Origin of the sequence: Sorangium sp. So ce375 (assembly GCF_051473855.1) — a bacterium.
Lineage (GTDB): Bacteria > Myxococcota_A > Polyangia > Polyangiales > Polyangiaceae > Sorangium.
Genome location: NZ_CP150335.1, coordinates 8,909,449 through 8,928,004, shown reverse-complemented (window position 1 = coordinate 8,928,004; position 18,556 = coordinate 8,909,449). Strand labels below are relative to the sequence as shown.

At 72.8% G+C, this 18,556-nt stretch carries 16 protein-coding genes and 1 tRNA gene; 9 read left to right on the top strand and 8 right to left on the bottom strand.

Features of this window, described 5'->3' with window-relative positions; genetic code table 11:
- Positions 1-29 precede the first annotated feature (29 nt).
- The 6 genes from WME90_RS33135 to WME90_RS33110 all read right to left on the bottom strand — a co-directional run bounded on the left by WME90_RS33135 (position 30) and on the right by WME90_RS33110 (position 5,821).
- On the bottom strand, positions 30-632 hold the full coding sequence (locus WME90_RS33135) for a hypothetical protein (protein ID WP_437276043.1): 603 nt from the start codon (positions 630-632) through the stop codon (positions 30-32).
- Positions 622-1,218 carry a hypothetical protein gene (locus tag WME90_RS33130; RefSeq protein ID WP_437276042.1) on the bottom strand — a complete coding sequence of 199 codons (597 nt, stop codon included), beginning with the start codon at positions 1,216-1,218 and terminating at the stop codon, positions 622-624. The genes WME90_RS33135 and WME90_RS33130 overlap by 11 nt, the downstream gene beginning before the upstream one ends.
- On the bottom strand, positions 1,215-2,198 hold the full coding sequence (locus WME90_RS33125; protein WP_437276041.1) for a hypothetical protein: 984 nt from the start codon (positions 2,196-2,198) through the stop codon (positions 1,215-1,217). Before WME90_RS33125 ends, WME90_RS33130 begins: the two co-directional genes overlap by 4 nt.
- 414 nt (positions 2,199-2,612) lie before the next feature.
- A complete protein-coding gene (locus WME90_RS33120) occupies positions 2,613-3,290 on the bottom strand; it encodes a hypothetical protein (RefSeq protein WP_437276040.1) in 678 nt (225 codons plus the stop codon).
- On the bottom strand, positions 3,287-4,222 hold the full coding sequence (locus WME90_RS33115; protein ID WP_437276039.1) for a PEGA domain-containing protein: 936 nt from the start codon (positions 4,220-4,222) through the stop codon (positions 3,287-3,289). Before WME90_RS33115 ends, WME90_RS33120 begins: the two co-directional genes overlap by 4 nt.
- Positions 4,223-4,246: 24 nt before the next feature.
- Positions 4,247-5,821 carry a serine/threonine-protein kinase gene (locus WME90_RS33110; RefSeq protein ID WP_437276038.1) on the bottom strand — a complete coding sequence of 525 codons (1,575 nt, stop codon included), beginning with the start codon at positions 5,819-5,821 and terminating at the stop codon, positions 4,247-4,249.
- A 340-nt stretch (positions 5,822-6,161) separates the two neighbouring features.
- On the opposite strand from WME90_RS33110, the gene WME90_RS33105 reads away from it, so the two are divergent.
- The 6 genes from WME90_RS33105 (at position 6,162) to WME90_RS33080 (ending at position 12,378) form a co-directional block, all read left to right on the top strand.
- The gene (locus WME90_RS33105; RefSeq protein ID WP_437276037.1) at positions 6,162-6,812 is read left to right on the top strand and encodes an Isoquinoline 1-oxidoreductase subunit; all 651 of its coding nucleotides are present in this window, start codon (positions 6,162-6,164) and stop codon (positions 6,810-6,812) included.
- Positions 6,809-7,267, top strand: a complete 459-nt coding sequence (locus tag WME90_RS33100; RefSeq protein WP_272095274.1) for a (2Fe-2S)-binding protein — start codon at positions 6,809-6,811, stop codon at positions 7,265-7,267. The genes WME90_RS33105 and WME90_RS33100 overlap by 4 nt, the downstream gene beginning before the upstream one ends.
- A gap of 2 nt (positions 7,268-7,269) precedes the next feature.
- On the top strand, positions 7,270-9,558 hold the full coding sequence (locus WME90_RS33095; RefSeq protein ID WP_437276036.1) for a molybdopterin cofactor-binding domain-containing protein: 2,289 nt from the start codon (positions 7,270-7,272) through the stop codon (positions 9,556-9,558).
- A 157-nt stretch (positions 9,559-9,715) separates the two neighbouring features.
- Complete coding sequence (locus WME90_RS33090) at positions 9,716-10,408, top strand: DUF969 domain-containing protein (protein ID WP_437276035.1); 693 nt, start codon at positions 9,716-9,718, stop codon at positions 10,406-10,408.
- Complete coding sequence (locus tag WME90_RS33085; RefSeq protein WP_437276034.1) at positions 10,405-11,361, top strand: DUF979 domain-containing protein; 957 nt, start codon at positions 10,405-10,407, stop codon at positions 11,359-11,361. Before WME90_RS33090 ends, WME90_RS33085 begins: the two co-directional genes overlap by 4 nt.
- A 12-nt stretch (positions 11,362-11,373) precedes the next feature.
- Positions 11,374-12,378, top strand: coding sequence for a DUF2891 domain-containing protein (locus WME90_RS33080; protein WP_437276033.1), 1,005 nt, complete (start codon positions 11,374-11,376; stop codon positions 12,376-12,378).
- Positions 12,379-12,583: 205 nt separating this feature from the next.
- Here the strand turns inward: WME90_RS33080 and WME90_RS33075 are convergent.
- Positions 12,584-12,658 (bottom strand) — tRNA-Gly (locus tag WME90_RS33075).
- Positions 12,659-12,846: 188 nt separating this feature from the next.
- Entirely contained in the window at positions 12,847-14,478 is a 1,632-nt protein-coding gene (locus WME90_RS33070) for a sigma 54-interacting transcriptional regulator (protein ID WP_437276032.1), read from the bottom strand.
- 155 nt (positions 14,479-14,633) lie between these two features.
- Here WME90_RS33070 and WME90_RS33065 point away from each other — a divergent pair, with 155 nt between their 5' ends.
- The 3 genes from WME90_RS33065 to WME90_RS33055 all read left to right on the top strand — a co-directional run bounded on the left by WME90_RS33065 (position 14,634) and on the right by WME90_RS33055 (position 18,484).
- Positions 14,634-15,815 (top strand): cytochrome P450, encoded by a 1,182-nt coding sequence (locus WME90_RS33065; protein ID WP_437276031.1) that lies wholly within the window; start codon positions 14,634-14,636, stop codon positions 15,813-15,815.
- A 164-nt stretch (positions 15,816-15,979) separates the two neighbouring features.
- Complete coding sequence (locus tag WME90_RS33060) at positions 15,980-17,236, top strand: hypothetical protein (protein ID WP_437276030.1); 1,257 nt, start codon at positions 15,980-15,982, stop codon at positions 17,234-17,236.
- Between the two features lie 240 nt (positions 17,237-17,476).
- Complete coding sequence (locus tag WME90_RS33055) at positions 17,477-18,484, top strand: STAS domain-containing protein (RefSeq protein ID WP_437276029.1); 1,008 nt, start codon at positions 17,477-17,479, stop codon at positions 18,482-18,484.
- Positions 18,485-18,556: the final 72 nt, after the last annotated feature.

The following is an 18,556-nucleotide window of genomic DNA, read 5'->3' as shown; positions in this document are numbered from 1 at the left end:
CCGGCAAGGTGGTCCCGCGAGGCCGGCAATCAGGCGTTCCGGAGCCGCTCGGGGATCACCAGCCCGGTGATGAACAAATCCAGCAGCTCAAGTGGGCTCAACATCGGCGCCGGGGCGATCAGGTCGTCGTGGCCCGGATGCATGTGTGCCCGCAGCTCTCTGGACTCGTTCCTGTGACCTGGTTGGTTCAGATCAAAGCGCAAAAACCGCGGGAGCCGATCCGCCCCGGAGGAATGTTGCGGGAAGTTGAGCTCGAAATCATAGGCGAGCAGCTCCAGGGGCTGTCCCTTCCGCGTCCTCAGGGTGAGGGTGAAGAAGAACCAGGCCCCGTCGGGCCTGCGGAAGTGCGGCTTTTCACCGGTTCGCTTCAGATCCTTTTCGCCGCCGTAGATGCCCGTGAACTCGGGCGGGTCACCCAGAGGGCTGCGCTTCCGCTTCAGCGCTTGCAGCACCTCGTGGGGCTTCATCTTGAGGTCGCCCTTGTCTGTCGCGTCGAGGAGGCAGTCTCTCATCTCTCGAATCAGGGCATCAGGGTCCTCGGGCAGCGTCAGGCCGTCTCCGCGTCCGCACAGGTGCGCTTGCAGCGCCTGCGCAGATGCGGCCCGGTCGTACGGCCTGTGCTCAGCGCTCAAGCAGGTCTCCCCGGTCGAGCAGCATCAACCACTCGGCGTACTCGGGATCGCTCGGCAACGTCCTCGCCTCGGCGCGCGCGATGACCTCCTCGTTCGACAGCCCCGACCACGCCTGCAGTGCTGCGAGGCGGCGATCCTGCTCCTCCTCGGTCAGCTCCTCGGCGCGGGGTCGGTAGGTCCAGACGCTCGCGCCCAGCCAGCTCGAAAAGTTGGGCGCGTGGCGCATGATGTCGTCGAACGCCGGTGCCGAGACGACGAGGGCGGTGCGCTCATCTCTGGCGAGCCGGCTGCGCAGATGGTCTAGGTGTGACCACTCCGGGGCCTGCCAGCTGTCGAGCCCCCAGATGACGACCGGGCCTCGCGCTGGAGCGATGCGCTCGCACAGGTCCAGCGCGTCACGCGCGCCCTGGACGCGCACGACGTCGGCGTCGCCCAGCGCAGCCATTTCTTGCGCCAGCTCCTCGGCAGCTTGGCTCGCATCATGGACGGGCTCCACGACGAGCACCGCCCAGTCCCCCCGGCCGCGCCGCGCCATGAGGCGCAGCGCCAGCTCGGCGGCGCCCATGGGCATCAACGCGACCGTCATGCGCTCCTCGCAATTTGATCGAGCATCGGCGCGATCGTCGGGTGAACGAGGAAGCGGGGCTTGCCGGAGGTGGCCGCGTACTCCAGGACGCGCCTCGTCGCGAGCAGGGCGAGGTCCTTTTCCGAGGTCTGGACGAAGCTCTCCTTGGCTCGGACCCACTGGAGCACGGCGAGCTGTTGCGAGTCGAGGCCGACCATCTGCTTGCGACCGAACACGTCCGCGGCGATGTTCACATGGTGCAGCTCGATGGCGTCGGCGCCGTCGACATACGCCTCCTCGCCTGCAGCTTGCGTCAAGGCGACGAGATCCCGGAGCACCCCGCCTGACAGCACCGCGAGTCGCTCCGCAGCGCGGTCCGATATCTGGTGCTCCGTGTCCCGTGCGCTGAGCACCCGTACCAGGAACTCACGCCCCGCGGCATCATCCAGGACGTCGACCGCCGGTATGTGCCATTCGCGATCGAATCGCTGGAGCGTGACCCTCTGCACGCCGTAAAGAGCGGTCAGCGGACCCACCAGGATGGTGCCGATGCCGAGGGCCCGAATGCTCGTGATGGCGCGCTCGACGATGGCTGCGAACCTGGCAAGATCGGACATGCGATCAAGCCCGTCAAGGAGCAGGACCATGTGCGGCAACCGCGGTGTGATCATGTCGCGTAGCTGCTGCAGACCCTGGGACAAATAATCGATAGAATCATCGAACCACGGGTCATCGGAGTTGATGTACGACCCGTACGATTCCAGAAGCTTGTTCAGGTCGGGGCTGACGTGCGCGGGATCGAGCCACTCACCCAGCTTGATATTGACAATTGCAAGGAGAGCTGCGCTGTCGATCCGGCTGGGGTCCCCCCACAGGCTCACGTCGATATAGACTGCGCACACGTCCCCGGCGGCGGTCAGCCTATCGCGCGCCACGAGGAGCTGCGTTGTCTTGCCCGAGCCGATGCCGCCGACGAGCACGTGAGACGCGGACGGCTTCACCTCGAAGCGCGCTGCCAGCTGCTCGGCGATGGATGGTCCAGGTCGCGGCACGTAGAAGCCGCGCTCGACGGCGTCGCGCGGATCGGCGCTCGGCTCGAACCGGCCCATGAAATCCCGCCACACCTCGCGTCGGTTGCGCACGACGGCAGTATGCCGCCTGCCAGGGGATGCCGTCCACCCGGGGCGCCGCTCCAGCGTAGCGTCTGCTTGGCCGGCGACGCGGGACGCTGGCTGCTCGCGTGCCCATCCGTCCCACGTGCCGGCGCTGCGGCGTGCGGCCGTTCAGGGCGAGAGCGGCCCCCGCGCCTGCCCCTCTCTCTCCAAGGGCCGCAGGAGCGGCTGCCCAGGCGAACGCACCGGCGCAGAGCACGCAGACTCCCCCGCTTGCGGTGCCGTTCGCGAAGCAGGATCGAGCTAGTCGCCGCCCTTGCACGCCGGGGGAGGGCAGCGGCCTTCCAGGATGTCGCGACACACCCTGTCGCGGTCCTTCTTGTCGGGCGCGCCGAGCGCGGCGTAGATCTGCTGCGTGCTGCACCCGAGCGACCCCTCGGCCGTGAGCGGGCCGCACGCGTCGAACACCTGCGGCGCCGGCAAGGCCGCGCAGAGGGACTCGCAGGCCGCGATGTCCGCGAGCTCGAGCGGGCACACGGCCGCGTAGAGCGTGCACATCGCCTCGCACCGCCCGACGCACGCGGCGTCGCCCTCCGGGCCGAGCGGCCCGGTCGCGGTGCAGCCCGCGGGATCGCCGGCCTCCACCGCGCGGCACCCGGCATACCCCTCGGGCGACGGCATCGCCTCGCAGACGGTGCAGCACGCCTCGACCGACGGGTACTGCGGCGTGAGCTCGCAGAGATCCATCGACCGGGCGCAGTGCGTCGAGCACGCGGCGATCTCGCACGGGCCGGTCTCCTGGGCGGGCGGAGTCCAGCTCTCCGGGGTCCCATCGCCGGCGTCGCCCGCCGCGGCGCCGGTGTCGATGCCGTCGCCCTCGGCCGAGGTGGCGCCGTCCTCGCCGTCGGGCAGCGGGGCGACGAGCTGACACCCGGCGACCCACGCCGCGAACGCGCAGGCGGCAGCACGGCGCGCCCTCACAGCGTCCCTCGCATGCTGACGTAGCCCGGACCGACCGCCCAGGTGACGCTCGACGCCGGCGCCTTCGAGCGCTCCATGCCGAGGGCGATGCCGCCGACGGCCGCCCCGGCGATGGCAAGGCCGAACCCCACGTTCGAGACCCAGCCCAGGGCGTTCGCGTCGCCTCGCGCGCCTGCGGAGCAGCCCGTGGCGCCCTGCCTGCACGCCTCGGCGAGATCGTCCCTCGCGCTCAGGTAGGCCGCGCCCGCGCCGAGCCCCACCGCCAGCCCGGCGCCCGACGCCACGAACCCGCCGACGGCCCACGGCGAGACGCCGGCCGGGCGGGGCTCCGGCGTGAGGGCGACGTCGAGCGTCGTGACCTCCCGCTCCGGGACGTAGACCCGTTGCCGCGCGCCGGCGTAGCCGTCGGCCTCGACCTCGACCCAGTGGTTGCCCGGATCGATCAAGGTCCCCTGCGAAGAGGCGTTCACCACCTGGCCGTCGACCCGCAGCCTGGCGCCGGCGGGGCTCGGCACGAGCCGCACCTTCAGCCGGGGGATGCGGTCGTCGAGCTCGTCGCGCAGGGCTTCGGCGCGGCGCCGCGCCTGCATGAACGGCCAGGGTTCCCCGGGGAGCGCGCGCGACGAGGCGATCGCCGACGCGATCTCGCGCGCCTCGCTGAGCCGGCCGATCGCCGCGAGCGCCTTCGCCACCTCGATGGAGGTCGTGGGCACGCGGACGAGCTGCTCGGCGCGCTGGTAGGCGCGGAGCGCCTCCGCGTACCTCCTCAGGATGAAGAGCTCGTCGCCCTGGTACACGAGCTCCCGGGCGTCGCGCCGCGCCTTCTCGTCCGTGTCGCCGCCGGCGGTGTCCGCCGCGTCACCGGCGAGCGCCGGCGGCGCTGCGAGGATCAGGCTCGCGATCAGCATCAGGGTCCTGGGCCCGGGGCGCATGGTCTCTCTCCTGTCAGCTCCCTGTCAGAATCCGAGATCGCGGCGCCAGCGCGCGCGCGTCGCGACCGTCTTGCTCAGCGTCGCGGCCGGCGCCGGCCGCGACGCTTGCGGGGCGCTCGGCGCGCCGGACATCGCCTGCGCCCTGGCTTCGGCCTGCGCCGGGGATGCTGGCGCCTCGGCGTGGGGCGTGGCCGCAGGCTGCACCGGGGCCGCTGCCTGCGCCTCGGCATGGGCCGTGGCCGCGAGCTGCGCCGGGGCCGCGGCCGGCGCCTCGGGCTGGGGTCTGGCCGCAGGCTGCGCCGGGGCCGCGGCCGGCGCCTCGGGCTGCGGCCCGCGCGTCGCGCACAGGGCCGCGGGCTCGACGGCGGGGGCGGCGCCGTCCGACGTCCCTGCCGCGACCATGGCGAGCGATGCGGTCTGCGCTGCCGGCGCGGTCCGGGTGACGCCGGAGGCCCCCGCCCACGCCAGGGTGCTGAGCCCCATGACGGCGCCCGCCGCCAGGGCCCAGGTGCGCCCCCGCGCCCGCTGCCGCGGCGCGATCACACCCAGCGGTCCGAACGGCATGAGCGTGGTCACGAGGGACGAGAAGCCTTCGACCGAGCCGAGGGACTCGCGCGGCGGCATGGGCTCGGTCTGGCCGGGCCGCGGGGCGTGCGGGGCGGCGACGGCGGCGTCCAGCGCCTCGAGCACGGCGCGGGCGCAGCGGGGGCGTCGCGCCGGGTCGGGCTCGAGCAGCGAGAGGACCCAGGCGTCGATCGCGGGCGGCACACCCGGGGCGAGGCGGGACGGCGGCGGGGGAGGCCCGCGGTCGATCGCCACCGCCACCGCGGCGACGGTGGGGCCGCCGAACGGGATCTGCCCGGTCAGGCAGAAGTAGGCCACGACGCCGAGGGCCCAGAGATCGCTGTGCGGTCCGACCCGCGCTCCGCCGGCCATCTGCTCCGGCGACATGAAGTGCGGCGTCCCCAGGATGGCGCCCGTGACGGTGAGCCGCTCGGCCTCCTCGACGGTGTTCTTGGCGATGCCGAAGTCGAGCACCTTCACGAAGGGCTCGGGCTCGCCGTCCACGAGGAAGATGTTCTCGGGCTTGATGTCGCGGTGGACGATGCCCGCCTCGTGCGCCTTGCCCAGCGCGGCGCAGAGCTGGCGCAGGAGGGAGACGGTCTCCTCGAGCGAGAGCCGCCGGCGGCGCTCGACGAGGTCCTGCAGCGTCTCCCCGTCGAGGTGCTCCATCACGATGTAGGGGACCCCCTGGTCGGTGAAGCTCACGTCGAACACGCGGACCACGTGCGGGCTCTGGATGCGGGCCGCGGCCTCGGCCTCCCGGTGGAGGCGCACGACGGCGAGCGGGTGGTCCACGTACATGTCGCGGAGGAATTTCACCGCGACATGGGTCCTGAGCGCGACGTGCTCGGCGAGCCAGACGCTCCCCATCCCGCCTTGGCCGAGCGCGCGGATCAGCCGGAGCTGCGGGCCCACGTGCATCCCCGGGAGCGGCCCGCGCTCCGAGCTCGACGCGGTGTGGCAGCCTGCCTCAGCTGGGGCGATCAGGCAGGGCGATGGCTGGGTGGCCTCGCCTATTCCTAGCGTCTTGCTCATGCCGGAGCTGGCTTGCACGCGGCGAGCCAGCGCTCCGACGGAGTGGTTGCGGGGACATGCGCCGGAGTCGGGGTGTCCAGTCGTGGCGTGGAGCCGCGCTGCATGGCGCCCTCGTGACAGTTCGCTACAGGCGCGGTCGCGGCTGCGGTGCGCGCTGTCGACACCGGCTCACGGACGGTTCACGGCCTCCGTCAGCGCGCGCTGCACGCGTCGCCTGTCACCGGAAATCGCGACGTAACACGGGCTGCGCTGTCCGTGGACGCGACGGGGGACGCGACGCGGGCGCAGGTCGAATCGGGGCTTGTCGTCCGCGCGCCGAGTCACCAGGGTAGGCCGGGCGATGCAGCCCCTCCTCGTCTGCTCCCTGCTGGCTGGGCTCGGCCTCCTCGCCGCGGCGTGCGAAGCGCCGCCCGCGGAGGCGCCAAGGCCGGTCGACCTCCCACCCGTCGCCCCGGGCGAGCTCCGCAGTCCGGAGGCGTTCGCGTCGATCCGGGACGACGACGCGCGCGCGGCCTCGCTCTTCCTCGAGGCGAGCAAGGTGATGCTCCACCCGCGCTGCGTGAACTGCCATCCTCACGACGGCGTCCCGCGCCAGGGCGACGCCGGCGAGCGCCACATCCCGCCGGCCGAGCGCGGCCCGAGCGATCGCGGGGTGGCGGCGATGGAGTGTACGTCGTGCCATCAGGCGCAGAACCTCGAGCTCGCCCGCGTCCCCGGGGCGCCGGGCTGGCACCTCGCGCCGGCGGAGATGGCGTGGCTCGGCCGGTCGCCGGCGGCGATCTGCGCGCAGATCAAGGACCCGGCGCGCAACGGCAAGAAGACGCTCGCGCAGATCGTCGAGCACTCCGCGCGCGACGAGCTCGTGGCGTGGGGGTGGGCGCCCGGCCATGGCCGCACGAAGGCGCCCGGCTCGCAGGCGGCCTTCGGCGCGCTCGTCGACGCGTGGGTGAAGGCGGGCGCGGCGTGCCCGCCCGAGGAGGCCCGACCATGATCATCCTGAAGGTGAACGGCGCCGAGCAGAGGCTCGACGTGGATCCGGACATGCCGCTCCTCTGGGTGCTGCGCGACGTGCTCGGCCTCACGGGGACGAAGTACGGCTGCGGCCAGGCGCTCTGCGGCGCGTGTGTCGTGCACCTCGACGGCGAGACCGTGCGCGCCTGCGTGACGCCGGTGAAGCGCGCCGCGGGCGGCTCGGTGACGACGATCGAGGGGCTCAGCCCCACGGGCGATCACCCGCTGCAGCGCGCGTGGGTCGAGCTCGGCGTCCCGCAGTGCGGCTTCTGCCAGGCGGGGCAGATCATGAGCGCGGCCGCGCTCCTGCGGAAGAACCCGCGCCCGTCGAACGACGACATCGACAGATCGCTCGCCGGCAACATCTGCCGGTGCGGCACGTACACGCGCATCCGCGCGGCGGTCCGCAAGGCCGCCGGCCTTCCCACGGAGTGAAGATGGAACAGCAACGCGTCGTCCTCCTCCGCCGCTCTTTCCTCGCGGGGTTCGGGCTCGCGGTGGGCGGGCTCGCGCTCGGGGTCGCCGAGGCCGCGCCGCCCGCGCGCGACGTGAGCCGGCCGCCGCCGGCGCCGCCCACGTCCAGCGGCGCGCAGGCGCAGCCGGGGCTCCGGACCGGGGTGTTCCTTCACATCGCGCCCGACGGGACGGTGTCGATCGTCTGCCATCGATCGGAGATGGGGCAGGGGATCCGCAGCTCGCTGCCCGTCCTCGTCGCCGACGAGCTCGGCGCCGACATGGCGCGGGTCAAGATCGTCCAGGCCGACGGCGACAAGGTCTACGGCGATCAGAACACCGACGGCTCGCGCAGCGTGCGCGGCAGCTACGAGCCGATGCGGCGCGTGGGCGCGACCGCGCGCGCGATGCTCGTCGCGGCCGCCGCCAAGAAGTGGCGCGTCCCCGCCGCGGAGTGCGTCGCCCAGCAGCACGCCGTCCACCACGTCAAGTCGAAGCGCTCGCTGGACTTCCGCGAGCTCGTGGCCGACGCGGCGAAGCTCCCGGTGCCCGACGCGGAGGCGGTCCCGCTCCGCCCCGCCTCGGAGCTCCAGCGCGTCGGCGGCCCGCTCCCGCTGCTCGACGGCCCGGCCATCGTCACGGGCGCGGCCCAGTTCGGCGCGGACGTGCGCCTGCCGGGCATGCTCACCGCGGTCATCGCGCACCCGCCGGTCGTGGGGGGCAAGGTCGCGCGGTACGACGGCGCGCGCGCGCTGGCGGTCCCGGGCGTGAAGAAGCTCGTGGAGCTGCCGGCCCCGAAGGGCGCCGGGGTCGGGTTCCAGCCGCTCGGGGGCGTGGCGGTCGTGGCGGACACGACGTGGGCCGCGATGCGCGGCCGCGCGGCGCTGCAGATCGTGTGGGATCACGGCCCGAACGCCTCGTACGACTCGGCGAGCTACCGCGAGGCGCTCTCGCGCGCGGTGCGCGCGCCGGGCAAGGTCGTGCGGAAGGTCGGCGACGTGGACGGGGCGCTCAAGGCGGCGGCGCGCACGGTCGAGGCCGAGTACTACGTGCCTCACCAGGCGCACGTGGCCATGGAGCCGCCCTCGGCGGTGGCGAAGGTCGACGCGGACGGCTGCGAGGTGTGGGCGCCGACGCAGAACCCGCAGGCGGCGCGGGCCGAGGTGGCGCGGGCGCTCGGCCTCGACGAGGGCAAGGTCACGGTGCACGTGACGTTGCTCGGCGGCGGCTTCGGCCGGAAGTCCAAGCCGGACTACGTCGCCGAGGCGGCGCTTGTCGCGCGCGCCATGGGGGCGCCGGTGCGCGTGCAGTGGACCCGCGAGGACGACGTGCAGAGCGACTATTTCCACGCCGTCAGCGCGCAGCATCTCACGGCGGGGCTCGACGCGAACGGCAAGGTGACCGCCTGGCTGCACCGGACGGCGTTCCCGCCGATCCCGTCGACGTTCGACGCGAAGGTGAAGACCCCGAGCGAGAACGAGCTCGGCCTCGGCGTGCTCGATCTCGCGCTCTCGGCCCCGAACGTCCGCGCCGAGGCGTGCGACGCGCCGGCGCACATCCGGATCGGGTGGCTCCGGTCGGTCTGCAACATCTTCCACGCCTTCGCGGTGCAGAGCTTCATCGACGAGATCGCGCACGCGCGGCAGGCCGATCCGCGCGACGTGCTGCTCGAGGTGCTCGGCCCCGCCCGGAAGGCGACGCCCGCCGAGCTGGGCGTCGACAAGGTCCCGAACTACGGGGCGTCGATCGAGGAGCACCCGGTCGACGTGGGCCGCCTCCGTCACGTCATCGAGCGGGTGACGGAGATCTCGGGGTGGGACGCCGCGCGCAAGGCGGGCCGCGCGCTGGGCCTCGCCGCGCACCGGAGCTTCCTCACGTACGTGGCGGTCGTCGCCGCGGTCTCGAAGGACGAGCTCGGCAAGGTGAAGGTCGACGAGGTGTGGCTCGTCGCGGACCCCGGCACGATCATCAACCTGGACCGCGTGCGCGCGCAGATGGAAGGCGCGGTCGTCTTCGGGATGAGCATCGCGCTCCACGGCGCGATCACCGTGAAGGGCGGCGCGGTCGAGCAGACGAACTTCCGCGACTACCCGGTGGTGCGGAGCACGGAGGTGCCGGCGCGGATCCACGTCGAGATCGTGAAGAGCGACGCGCTGCCCGGCGGGGTCGGGGAGCCCGGGGTGCCGCCGGTGGCGCCCGCGATAGCAAACGCGGTGTTCGCCTTGACGAAGACGCGCGCGCGGGAGCTCCCGCTGCGGCGCCTGGGGCTGTGACGGGGCGGGCGCGGGGTGATCGCCCGGAGGCCGTCGCGCCGGGCCAGGGTGGATTGAAAAGCTGAAATTCGAGGCGGGGGCCTCGGTCGCGCGCGAGGCGCCGCGGACCGGGCCGTCGCCGGCTTGCGGCGTCGCCTGCGGACACGAGGGAGAGGGCATGCTCACGTTCCTCGGGGTCGTGGTCGTGGTCGTCGGCTTCATCGCCCGCATCCATCCGCTCCTGGTCGTCGCGGCGGCCGCCCTCGTGACAAGCCTCTCGGCGGGGATGAGCCTCGTCGAGGGGATCTCCGCCCTGGGCAAGGCGTTCAACGACAACCGCTATGTGAGCCTTGTCTGGCTCGTCCTGCCGGTCATCGGCCTCCTGGAGCGCTCGGGCCTCCAGGAGCGGGCGCGCGCGCTGATCTCGCGGGTGAAGACCGCCACGGCCGGGCGCATTCTGCTGGCGTATTTCGTGGTGCGGCAGCTCAGCGCGGCGCTCGGCCTGACCTCGCTGGGCGGTCACGCGCAGATGGTCCGGCCGCTGATCGCGCCCATGGCCGAGGGCGCCGCGGAGAACCGCCACGGGCCGCTGCCGGACAGGACGCGCTGGCGGATCCGCGCCTCGGCGGCGGCGGCCGACAACGTGGCGCTCTTCTTCGGAGAGGACATCTTCCTCGCCGTCGCGTCGATCCTGATCATCAAGGCGTTCCTCGAGCAGAACGGCATCCTCCTGGAGCCGCTCCAGCTGTCGATCTGGGCCATCCCTACGGCGGTCCTGGCGCTCCTGATCCACGGGACGCGGCTCCTCCTTCTCGACCGGCGGATCCATCGCGAGCTCGCCCGCGCGGGCGCCGGGAAGGCGGCCGAATGATCACGCTCGATGCCGCCTATCTCGTGGGAGGGCTGTTCTTCGCGGGGTCGGCCGTCCTGAGCGCGGCCGATCGCGAGAACTCGAGGCGGTGGAAGAACACCCTGTTCTGGGGTCTCCTGGCGACGAGCTTCCTCTTCGGCTCGCGCCTCGGGGATCTCGGCAACGGGGTGCTCGTGATCTCGCTCGTGCTCCTCGGGGGCATCCGGGGCCTGGGCTGCGGGCGCCCCGCCACAACGACGCCCGAGCAGCGGCGCGCCAGCGCCGAGCGGCGCGGCGACCTCCTCTTCGTCCCGGCGCTGATCATCCCGGCGACCGCCCTCCTGGGCGCGCTGGTGCTCAAGCGGGTCGAGATCCACGGAGCGCCCTTGCTCCACCCCGGGCAGGCGACGCTGATCTCGCTCGCCCTCGGCGTGGTGCTGGCGCTCGCGGTCGCTGTCGCGTGGCTGCGCCCGCCGCTGCTCGCGCCTCTGCAGGAGGGCCGGCGCCTGCTCGACACCGTGGGCTGGGCGGCGATCTTGCCCCAGCTGCTGGCCGCGCTCGGGGTCGTGTTCGCGGCCGCGGGCGTGGGTGACGTTGTCGGCGAGCTGGCCGGGAGCGTGCTCCCGCGCGGCGGCCGCCTCGCCGCGGTGGCAGCCTATACCGTGGGCATGGCGCTGTTCACGGTGATCATGGGGAATGCGTTCGCGGCGTTTCCCGTCATGACCGCGGCCGTCGGGCTTCCCTTGATCGTGCGCCGGCTCGGCGGCGATCCGGCGATCATGAGCGCCATCGGCATGCTCTCCGGCTTCTGTGGGACGCTGATGACCCCCATGGCCGCGAACTTCAACATCGTTCCAGCGGCCCTGCTCGGGCTGCCCGATCGTGACGGCGTGATCAAGGTCCAGCTCCCCACGGCGTTGCTCCTGCTGATCGGGAACACGCTCCTCATGTACCTTCTCGTCTTCCGGCGCTGAGGTCGCCCTTCCATGACGCACGTCCTGACACCGGACATCGCCTCGCGTTTCGCCGCCATCGCGCTCGGGCACGTGACGCGGGAGTATCCGAACAAGCTCGATCACGTGATCGCCGGCCCCGAGGACGTGAAGGGCCCGCGCGATCTACACCCCATCTTTCACGGCAGCTTCGACTGGCACTCGTGTGTTCACGGCCACTGGCTCCTCGCGCGGATCCACCGCCTCTTCCCCGATGCGCCCGCCTCCGCGTCCGTCCGGCGGCTGCTCGACGCGCAGCTCACGGGCGAGAGGGTCGCCGGCGAGCTGGCCTATCTGCGGCGGCCATCGAGCCGCGGCTTCGAGCGGCCTTATGGATGGGCGTGGCTGCTGATGCTCGCGGCCGAGCTCTCGCGGTACGAGACCGAGGAGGGGCGGCGCTGGTCGGCCGCGCTGGCCCCGCTCGGCGACGCGTTCGCCGGGCGTCTCCTTGCGTTCTTGCCGAAAGCCACGTACCCGGTCCGCGCCGGCGCGCACACGAACACCGCCTTTGCGCTGGCGCTCGCGCAGGAGTACGCCGCCGTGAAGGGCGATGAGCGGCTGTCGCGGCGCTGCGTCGAGGCCGCGCGGGCCTGGTACGGCCGTGACGAGGACTGCCAGGCATGGGAGCCGTCGCAGGACGACTTCCTCTCGCCCGCCCTCGTGGAGGCCGAGTGCATGCGCCGGGCCTTGCCCGGACCGGAGTTCCACGGCTGGTTCGCGCGGTTCCTGCCGCGGGCGGCGCGGGGCGAGCCCGCGACCCTGTTCGAGCCCGCGACGGTCAGCGACCGGAGCGACGGCAAGATAGCCCACCTCGACGGGCTCAACCTGAGCCGCGCCTGGTGCTGGCGCTCGCTCGCCGCGGCGCTGCCCGAAGGGGACGAGGTCCGCGCCCGCGCCCTCGACGCGGCCGAGCGGCACCTCGACGCCAGCCTGCCGCACGTCGCTGGCGACTACATGGGCGAGCACTGGCTAGCGAGCTTCGCCCTCCTCGCGCTATAGCGGGGCGCAGCTTCGTGCGCTACGGGCTCATCCGCAGAGTGAAGCTCGCTGCGGCGTACTTTCGTACGCCTCACTCGCCTGCCTAGCGGCTGAGCCCGTATCCCACGAATCTGCGCCCCGCTATGGGCGAGGGACATGGTTGACGCGCCACGAAGACGCGCGGAGCGCGTGCTCCGCGGCGGCCGGTGTTGCAGCGTCTATATCGTGGAGCGGGAGACGGGATTTGAACCCGCGACGTCAACCTTGGCAAGGTTGCACTCTACCACTGAGTTACTCCCGCAAACGGCGATCCCAATCGAGCAGGAAACTAGGCTCCTGTGGCGCGTGTCAGCGACGAGGCCGAGCGCGCCGGGACGTCCTCGGAGGTCGTCTCCGTCGATGGGGGCGGAGGAGTATCAACCGGCGTCGCCCTAGTCAAGCACCGATGTGCGCGGCCGTGACGCTTCTTTAAGACGGAGCTCTCGGCGCCTACCCCGCGCCGCGCGCGTACTGCCTGAGCTTCCGGTAGAGCGTCGACGCGCCGATCCCGAGCTCCGCGGCGGCGCGCGCCTGGTTGCCGCCGTGCCTTTCGAGCGCCGCGAGGATCGCCCGTCGCTCGACGCTCTCCAGCGTCCGCTCGGCCGGCTCCTCGCTCGCACCGCCGCGGAGCTCGGGATCGGCGCCGCGGACGTCGTCCGGCAGATCGTCCAGATCGGCGACGCCTCCCCGCGCCAGGGCGACCGCGTGCTCCACGGCGTTCTCCAGCTCGCGCACGTTGCCGGGCCACCCGTGGCGCTCCAGCGCGCCTTCGGCCTCCGGCGTGAAGCCCGCGACGGGGCGGTCGAGCCTCCGCGACGCCGCCGCGAGCAGCGCGCGCGCGAGCGGCAGGATGTCTTCCCGGCGCTCGCGGAGCGGGGGAAGGCGGATCTCGATGACCCGCAGCCGGTAGTAGAGGTCCCGCCGGAAGCGGCCCGCGGCGGCGTCGGCCGCGAGAGCGCGGTTCGTCGCCGCGACGATCCGGGCGTCGACGGCGCGGCTCGTGTTCTCGCCGACGCGGCGCACCTGCCGCTCCTGGAGCGCGCGGAGGAGCTTCGCCTGCACCCCGGGCGGCATCTCGCCGACCTCGTCGAGCAGCAGCGTGCCCCCGCGCGCCGCCTCGAACAGGCCGGCGCGGTCGTGGGTCGCGCCGGTGAACGAGCCGCGCGCGTGCCCGAAGAGCTCGCTCTCCAGCAGCGTCTCGGTGATCGCCGCGCAGTTGATCGCGACGAACGGGCCCGCGGCGCGCGCCGACGCGCCGTGGATGAGCCGCGCCACCCGCTCTTTCCCGGCGCCGCTCTCGCCCGTGAGCAGGATCGTCGAGTCCACCGGCGCGACCCGCCGGGCGCGGTCGAGCGCCCGCCGCATCGCCGGGCTCTCCGCGACGAGCGCGGCCGGGGGCTCGCCCCGCGGCGCCGCGAAGGGCAGGGCGCTCGCCTTCGCGACGAGCGCGCGCCCTGCGGCTCTCCGCGGCCGGGCGGGCTCGCGCGGCGACGGATCGAGGTCGCTCTCGCGGAAGAACGGCAGGTGCTCCTCGAGCGCGCCGCCCCACGCGGCGCGCGTCCGGCCCTGGAAGTGGCAGACGTCGTCGCCCCGGCCGATGCACCGGTCCTCGATGACGTAGACCGCCTCGCCCGTCGCCCGGGTCATGTAGCCGCTCGCGATGCCGGCGAGCATCCAGCAGACCGGCTCGTCCGCGCGGCCGAGGCGCAGGAGGTGCTGCTCGGCCTCGTACGACGAGAGGAGCGTGGCGCCACGCGAGGCGAGCGGCGTCGTGTCCCCGGGGGCGAGCCGGATGAACCCCTGCAGCGTGTGGAGCAGGGCCCCTGCGCCGTGCAGCTCGGCGTCGCTGTCCCAGGCGAGCCGGGACGTCATCGCCTCCGCCATCCGGGCGCCGTGCTCGACGCCGAAGCGGGTGAGCACGGCGCGCGCCCCCGCGTATCCCGCGAGCCGGACGAGCTCCTCGCGAAGCCTCCCGAGCGCCCCGGCGTCGAGGATGACCGCGCGCTCCCCGGCGAAGCGGACGACGCCGCCGTGCGCGTCGACGTCGAGCAGCTTCCGGATGTCGAGATCGGCTGCGCGCATCGGACGACCTTTCCTTCAAGACGACAGGGGTGACCGGTCACCCTGACCGGCGGGCCCGCGAGGTGCCACGGGCGAGCCCCGGATCTCGCATGGAACGCGGCCTCCCGGGCGCGGGCCCGGCGCGTGCTCGGGGTCGTCGCGGGAGGTCTCTTTGCATGAGCGAGCGCGTGGACATCATGACACCCGCCTTCCGGGCGGATCCGTATACGCCGTACGCCGCGATGCGCCGCGAGGCGCCGGTTTGCCAGGTGGATCCCGGCGGGATGTGGGCGGTGAGCCGGTACGCCGACGTCGCCGCGGTCTTGCGGAGCCCGGAGCGGTTCTCGTCACGGGGCTTCAGGGCGGCATGGCAGCCGGCGTGGGTGGGCCACAACCCGCTCGCGAGCTCGATCCTGGCCATGGATGGGCCGGAGCACGCGCGGCTCCGCGGCCTCGTGAACCGGGCCTTCGGGGCGCCGGCGATCGCGCGCATCGAGCAGCGGGCCCGCGGCCTGTGCGAGCGGCTCGCGGGGGGCCTCGACGGCGACGTCGACTTCATCGCCGCGGTCGCTGCGCCGCTGCCGGCGTTCGTGATCAGCGCGCTGCTCGGGCTGGATCACGCGCTCGAGCCGCACTTCAAGCGGTGGATGGACGATCTCCTGTCCGTCACGCCCGAGCCGGCGAGCGCCGAGCACGCCGCCCGCGTCCGCGCCACGATCGCTGAGCTCGACCGGTACATGGCCGACGTCATCGAGGCGCGCAGGCGCTCGCCCTCCGACGATCTCGTGAGCGAGCTTGTCCGCGCCGAGGCCGGCGGCAAGCTCCTCGGCGATCGCGAGATCATCGATCTGCTCGTCAGCATCCTTGGCGGCGGTCTCGAGACCACGACCCACTTCCTCGGCAGCTCGATGCTCTTGCTCGCGGAGCGCCCCGCCGAGCTCGAGCGGCTGCGCGCCTCCCCGCAGCTCATCCCGAGGTTCATCGAGGAGATGATGCGTTATGACGGCCCGACCCAGTCCGTCCCCCGGCTCACGACGTCGGACGTCGCGCTGGCCGGCGTGACGATCCCCGCGGGATCGCTCGTGCTGGCCCTGGTCGGCTCGGCGAACCGCGACGAGCTGCACTTCACGGATCCCGATCGCTTCGATCTGCACCGCGGGCAGCCGAGCCTGACCTTCGGGCACGGCGCGCACTTCTGCCTGGGCGCGGCGCTCGCCCGGATGGAGGCGAAGGTCGCGCTCGAGGTGCTGCTCCCGAGGATCGGCGAGGTGACCCGCGCGCCGGGCGAGATCCCCTACAACCGCACGCTCACCGTGCGCGGCCCCGTGTCGCTGCCGCTCCGCTTCAAGCCGGCCTGAAGCGCAGCGCTGCGCCGTGCGATACTGAGGTATCCCCTCGAATCTCCGGGAAAATTGAACAGGGAGGCGGGGAGACGGGGAGTAAAATCCCACAATTCTCCCCGTCTCCCCGTTCAAATTCTTTTTTGTTAAAAGTGCCAACAATCATGAAGGGATTCGTCAGCATGCGATACCGAGCGTTCCTGCCGCTGGTCTTCGCTCTGCCGGCGTGCGGCCCGGCGGCTGCGCCCGCGCTTTCCGCGAGCGCTCCGCCCGCCGTGGCCAAGGCCGCGGCGGCCTCCACGGCGTCGCTGCCGCCGGCGCCCGCCGCGGGCGTCGCGCCCGCGCCTGCCGCGAGCGCCGCGCCGGCGCCGCAGAGCGCCTGCGCCCTGGAGCGCGGCTTCCACGGTACGATCGGGCCGAAGCTCGAGGTCTTTGCGCGGCTCGAGCGCGACGGGGGGACCGTGCGGGGGCGTTACTTCTATGCCCACGTCGGCGTCGACATCCCGCTTGCCGGGTCGGTCACCGACGCCGGCGAGATAGCGTTTATCGAGGGCAACCCGGCGCGCCCGACGGGCCAGTTCGCGGGCACGTGTCGGGCCGACGGCCACCTCATCGGGACGTGGACGAGCCCGCGGGGCGCCTCGCTGCCGTTCGATCTCGCCTCGGTCGGCGCGCGCGACGTGCTGCTCGTGGCCACGAAGAAGAGGGCGCGCCGCTTCCCGCCGCGGCCGAACCCCGATGGCCCGCCGGACGGGCTCGGCATCCCCTTCGAGCCTGCCGAGGCGTGCAGCGAGGAGCTCGCCTGGCCCGAGGTCTTCGGCGCCGCGACGGCGACGAGCGAGGCGGCCCTCAACCGCGCGCTCGAGAGCGGCGCGTGGGTGTTCGGGCAGGGGGACGAGGCGAATTTGCGCGCGTGCAAGACGGGCGAGCGAATGGCCGCGTCGCGCACGTTCGAGGTCGCCCTCAACGAGAAGGGGCTCCTCGCGGTCCGGTCCCGAGATGCGATGCGGTACGAGGGCGGCACACACCCCTGGGACCCTGGGCCCGAGCGCTGGCAGGTGCTCGACGCGCGCACGGGCGCGCCCGTGACCCAGCTGCTCGACCGGTCCGCCGCGTCGAAGAAGGCCCTCCGGCCCTTGATCGAGCGTTGCCTCGCGCCGTTCGCCGACGGCGACGCGACCGTGCTCGAGCTGCTGCGGGAGCGCGTGAGCCTCGACAACCCGGATCTGCTCGTCTTGCCGACGCCCGCCGGGCTGAAGCTCGCCGCGACCGGATATCCGCCGCCGCTGCGCGTGCTCGAGGGAGAGGGCCCGGTCCTGACGTGGGCGGCGCTCGCCGGCGCAGGCGCGGTCGGCCCGAGGAGCCCTCTCGCTCGCCTCTGGGAGGGCCGCAGCGCGGCCGCGGCGGCGGACCCGTGCGCGAAGCCCGGGTCGCCCTGAGCCGGACCCGACAGGGGCCGTGAGCCCGACCCGGGCTGAGGTGATAGCCGACATCGATGACCCGGACCTGCTCCTCCTGCCGACGCTCACCAGGTTGAAGCTCGCAGCGACCGGAGATACAACGCTGCGCGCCTCCTGTCGGCGTGGGCGGTGATGTCATCGACACGCGCCATTGTCGCGCTCGTTGGATGCGACCCAGACCACGCCGAGGGCGCCTTTCCCCGGGGGAGGATGCTTTTCATGGAGCACGCGGGCCGAAGGAACATGGAACAGAAGACAACTCCGACGATCGCCGAGCTCGAGCACGAGATCGACGCGCTCCGGCGACGCGTCGCCGAGCTGGAGATCCCTGCGCGCCGCTACAAGGCCCTGCTCGACGGGGGCATCGTGAGCATGATGATCTACGATGGCGAGAGCCGCGCCATCGAGGTGAATCGTCGGTGGGAGCAGCTCTGGAGCTTGCGCCTCGGGGATCTCGCCGAGTGGCGGTTGCTGAAGGACGAGCAGGTATCCGCCAATGGGTCGATGCCCCTCGTGGAGCAGGCGTTCTGGCGGGGCGAGGCCACGGCGTTGCCCACCATCCGGTACGACCCGGTACAGGCGGATACGCTGCAGAAGGGGACGGCCCGCTGGGTCGCCTCCTCGCTTCACCCCATCCACGACGCCGCGGGCGGCGTCCGCGAGGTGCTGCAGATCCATGTGGATGTCGGCGAGCTCAAGCAATCCGAGGATGAGCTGCGGGTCCAGACGGCGCAGCTCGAGGCCGCGGTCGCCGAGCGGACCCAGCGGCTCGAGGAGCAGCTCCGCGTGAGCGAGGAGCAGCAGCGCGCCATTGCCGCGCTGTCCACGCCCGTGCTCAGGCTCTGGGACGGCATCCTCGCGCTGCCGCTCATCGGTCGCGTCGACGCCGAGCGCGCCGCCCGCATCCTCGAGGTGCTGCTCCAGGCCATCGTGGACACGCAGGCGGAGCACGTGATCCTCGACGTCACCGGCGTGCCTTTCGTGGACGCGGAAGGGGCACGCCACCTCCGCGACACGGTGCGCGCGTCCTCGTTGCTCGGGACGCGGTGCGTCATCGCGGGCGTCTCGCCGGCCATGGCGAGACTGCTGATCGACAGCGATCTCGGCTTCGATGGCGTCCCCATCGTCGCGAGCCTCCAGGATGGGCTTCGGCGCTTGTTGTCCGGTCGCAACGACGCTCGCTCCATGGGCGCTGCTGGCCAGCGCTCGCTTCGGCCCGTCGAATGACGGGCCAGGCACGTCCTTCGGAGGGCGGCCCGCCGGGCGACGCTGGACCGCATGCGCCCGGCCATCGTCCTG

Coding starts and splice junctions, on each gene's coding strand:
- WME90_RS33060 (WP_437276030.1), top strand. CDS start 15,980: ATGCGATACCGAGCGTTCCTGCCGCTGGTCTTCGCTCTGCCGGCGTGC.
- WME90_RS33085 (WP_437276034.1), top strand. CDS start 10,405: ATGATCACGCTCGATGCCGCCTATCTCGTGGGAGGGCTGTTCTTCGCG.
- WME90_RS33055 (WP_437276029.1), top strand. CDS start 17,477: ATGGAGCACGCGGGCCGAAGGAACATGGAACAGAAGACAACTCCGACG.
- WME90_RS33100 (WP_272095274.1), top strand. CDS start 6,809: ATGATCATCCTGAAGGTGAACGGCGCCGAGCAGAGGCTCGACGTGGAT.
- WME90_RS33095 (WP_437276036.1), top strand. CDS start 7,270: ATGGAACAGCAACGCGTCGTCCTCCTCCGCCGCTCTTTCCTCGCGGGG.
- WME90_RS33130 (WP_437276042.1), bottom strand. CDS start 1,218: ATGACGGTCGCGTTGATGCCCATGGGCGCCGCCGAGCTGGCGCTGCGC.
- WME90_RS33080 (WP_437276033.1), top strand. CDS start 11,374: ATGACGCACGTCCTGACACCGGACATCGCCTCGCGTTTCGCCGCCATC.
- WME90_RS33115 (WP_437276039.1), bottom strand. CDS start 4,222: ATGCGCCCCGGGCCCAGGACCCTGATGCTGATCGCGAGCCTGATCCTC.
- WME90_RS33090 (WP_437276035.1), top strand. CDS start 9,716: ATGCTCACGTTCCTCGGGGTCGTGGTCGTGGTCGTCGGCTTCATCGCC.
- WME90_RS33065 (WP_437276031.1), top strand. CDS start 14,634: ATGAGCGAGCGCGTGGACATCATGACACCCGCCTTCCGGGCGGATCCG.
- WME90_RS33105 (WP_437276037.1), top strand. CDS start 6,162: ATGCAGCCCCTCCTCGTCTGCTCCCTGCTGGCTGGGCTCGGCCTCCTC.
- WME90_RS33110 (WP_437276038.1), bottom strand. CDS start 5,821: ATGAGCAAGACGCTAGGAATAGGCGAGGCCACCCAGCCATCGCCCTGC.
- WME90_RS33070 (WP_437276032.1), bottom strand. CDS start 14,478: ATGCGCGCAGCCGATCTCGACATCCGGAAGCTGCTCGACGTCGACGCG.